Annotated in this window: 2 protein-coding genes; both read left to right on the top strand. The window is 43.5% G+C overall.

All coding sequences use genetic code 11. From position 1 onward, the window contains the following. The coding region (locus ABIN22_RS23320; protein ID WP_346911602.1) for a DUF5688 family protein at nucleotides 1-826 on the top strand (826 nt) is incomplete at its 5' end. A 183-nt stretch (nucleotides 827-1009) separates the two neighbouring features. Then, nucleotides 1010-2524: a DNA (cytosine-5-)-methyltransferase gene (dcm, locus tag ABIN22_RS23315; RefSeq protein ID WP_346911600.1), complete on the top strand. Its 1515-nt coding sequence runs from the start codon at nucleotides 1010-1012 to the stop codon at nucleotides 2522-2524. The last annotated feature ends 80 nt before the right edge of the window (nucleotides 2525-2604 follow it).

Genomic DNA, 2604 nt, shown 5'->3' with positions numbered 1-2604 from the left:
ATTGATAGTAATAGCAGAAGGTACGGACAATGAGGAAATAGCCCTTGAACTTATGCAGCCGTCTGTGTGTAGCCAGTCACTGTCAATCCAGACCTTATATAGACAGTGGAAAGAAGGAGAATTAACGGCCCAGGCAAGCAGTATCTGCGATTATTTTGAAAAAAAGCGTGCTATTGAAACGATTGAGCAGTTAGAAAATGTTACGATTTGGGCGGCTAATTTTGAAAAGGCAGCCGAAAAGCTGGAAGGGAATGATATACCATATCTGCCTGTTGGGGATATGGCTGTATATTTTCAGTTTTTTGATGAGGTCTATGACGAGGAGGAGCAGTGGCCTCTGTATTATAAAAGACCTGTCTTAAATGATCATTTAAAGCAGTGGGGACTTACGGTGCAGGAATTATTTGATAAAGTCAAATATTTCGATATAAATGAACGCTTTCAGACGGTTTTGGATACGAGCAGAGCTGTTCTGGCTCATACATTAGGGGCATTAAGCGGGGCGCTTCCAGACACAAAAGACTATTACGGGGTGTACAGCGAGAATGGGATTGCAATCATGTTCTATCCCGAGGGTTTGAGTGAAATCTCAAGGCGTTTGGATGATGATCTGTATGTTATGCCGTTATCAAATGATAAAATCCTTGTCTGTCCAATATCAGGACACAGTTTGGAAACTTTGCAGGAAATAGTAAATGAGATGGATAAAAGAGCAGAAGTGTTCCCTGGCCAGGTCTCTAATATGGTTTACCAGTTTGATGCCGGGAGCCTTGCAATCCAACCGGCGGCACAGATAGAGAAAAAAACGAGACATAAGGCAAGATAAGATGAAGGCAAATCTTTGAAAGGGGGTGGTTAAGCCCAATCCAATAAAAATTCAGCAGTCATAGAAATTTAATTTGTACCAGTAGCTCGTAACTTATTCGGAAACTGATTACATTCAAACATTTGAAAGGAGGTAAGAGGTAATCCCGGGTAAAATGTGTAGCTACACCCTCTAAGAAGGGAATTGGATTATAAATTAATAAATTTTTGTGAGTTTGACAAATATGCAGTAAAAAGTTATTGCGCCATACATGGGGTTGACGAGAGTGCCAACCTTGGGGATATTACGAAAGTTGATGAGAAAAAGCTACCTTATTTCAACTTTATCTGCGGTGGAAGCCCGTGTCAGGATTTCTCCCTAAGTGGGAAGCTGGCCGGTTCCGTCTGGAGGTGCAGAGATTGCGGGCATGAGGTAAACCCGCTGCAGGTACATTGGAGCAAACGGGATTTTTGTGAAAAATGCGGCTCAAAGAATCTGGATAAAACAAGGTCCTCTCTCCTTGTAGAGTGGCTTCGGGTTATCCGGGAAGTAAAGCCGATGTTTGGAATTTATGAGAATGTAAAGAATATTGTTCAGGCAAGGTTTCTAAACAGCACATTCCGTCTATTTGAGCAGGAATTGCAGGAATATGGATACAACACCTATTGGAAGATATTGAACGCGAAAAATTATGGGATTCCGCAAAACCGGGAACGGGTATACCTCGTCCTGATTAAAAAGGAATGTGATAATGGAAAATTTGTATTCCCAGAGCCAATGGAAAACGGGAGGCGGCTGATGGATATCCTTGAAGATGAGGTAGATGAGAAATATTATCTGTCAGATGATAAAGTGCAGAAACTGATTACAGACATGAAGGAGCGGAAAGCGCTTCTGTATATGCCTGGGGAAGAGGAACTGAAACAGTGGGAAAATAAACTGTATAAAGTTGGACAGGTTCAGGGGTATCTTGGCGATCCCCAGACTGGCAGGGTATACTCTGCAATCGGTTCCAGCCCTACTTTGCTGGCAAGCGGTGCCGGAAGAAGTAAAATAACCGTGGTCGGAAGTATTGGAAATTCCCAACAGAGTGTTATACTATCAGGGATGGGAACTGCCAATACCCAGCTTGCGAGCCACGACCAGACAAAGATTCTGGAAGTGGGGGCAATCCGTGGAAGGTATAATGAAGAGGGAAGAGTCGAACAGCACCTGGAACTAAAGGATAAACCTTGGTGCAGCTATGCGATTACCTCCGTACAGAAGGATAACATCATTCTGGTGCGGCAGGACACCGTAAAAGGCTACGAGGAATGTATGGCAGAGGGAGTTGTAAATATCGCCTATCCGAATGCTGCCGGAAAACGGGGCCGGGTACAGGGACATGGGACCATCTGCCCGACAATCACTGCGCAGGGAAATTCCCTGTGCAGGCTGGAATCAATCCTTCGTATCAGGCGGCTTACACCATTAGAGTGCTTCAGGCTGATGGGTTTTGATGATGAAGATTACCAGAAGGTCCTGGAAGCGGGCATCAGTAACAGCCAGGCATATAAGCAGGCAGGAAATTCGATTGTAGTGAATGTCTTAACCAGTATTTTTGAAGCTTTATATAGCGCTATGCCTTACCTGTTTGAAGATGTAAAGATAGGAAGCTTTTTTTCCGGGATAGGTGCCTTCGAGAAAGCACTGGAACGATTTTATGGGAACCGTCAATGACAGAGATATAAAATCTTAATATAAAGAACATCAATGCAGAATGGATTGGGAAAAACAGAACTATTTTAAACAGCAGGTCA

The organism is Faecalicatena orotica (assembly GCF_905197545.1).
GTDB lineage: Bacteria > Bacillota > Clostridia > Lachnospirales > Lachnospiraceae > Faecalicatena_A > Faecalicatena_A orotica.
This window is presented reverse-complemented; position numbering and strand designations above follow the sequence as displayed.